The sequence below is a fragment of the Cupriavidus sp. 8B genome (assembly GCF_054589115.1).
In genome coordinates this window covers 1-583 of record NZ_BAAILO010000590.1, presented here as the reverse complement: position 1 = coordinate 583, position 583 = coordinate 1, and the positions used below count along the sequence as shown (strand labels likewise).

1 protein-coding gene and 1 pseudogene are annotated in these 583 nt (G+C 60.7%); both read right to left on the bottom strand.

What is annotated here, in order from left to right; all coding sequences use genetic code 11:
- A pseudogene (locus ACYP5B_RS49635) lies at positions 1–386 on the bottom strand (transposase); the annotation flags it as partial.
- The coding region (locus tag ACYP5B_RS49630; protein ID WP_459574809.1) for an IS607 family transposase at positions 383–583 on the bottom strand (201 nt) is incomplete at its 5' end. The gene ACYP5B_RS49630 and the pseudogene ACYP5B_RS49635, both read right to left, overlap by 4 nt.

Here is a 583-nt window from a genome sequence, read left to right as displayed (position 1 = left end):
TTGCGCATCATCCGGTGCAGGTACTTGTCTTCGAGCCACTTGTCACGTTTGAGCAGGGTATAGAGCCGCTTTCGCTCTGCCTCGTCGGAGGTCCGCCTCGCGATGGCTTGTCGCACCTTCGCGCATGCGGCCGCCTTGTATGTCAGGATGTCGTTGACGGCATCCTTCGTGGTCTCGGCGCGGATCGTGCCGTCCACCGCGAGCGACGCATACCAGCCGCCAGCAGTCACTTCCTTGCGGATGTCGGCCGCACTCTTGCCGACGTTCCCCAGCGCGCCGTAGCGACGCCAGAGGTCCGCTCGGACGAACGCCGTCGCCCTGCACACCGCGCGAAGCGCAGGCACGCACGACGACGTCCCATAGAGAGTGCGGGTGACGGTTGTCATTCCAGAATTTCCTTCGGTACCTTGCTACCCGGATAGTCTTCCTTGATCTGCATTTTGTACTTGCGCATGCCGTACAGGCGGCATGAGAACGTATGGACGATGGCAAGCAGGTCCTCAACCATTTCCTGCTCTGGCGACAGCGATTCCTGATTAACCACGATGATCTCGCAACCGTTCTCGCGCGCAAGATGGTCGAG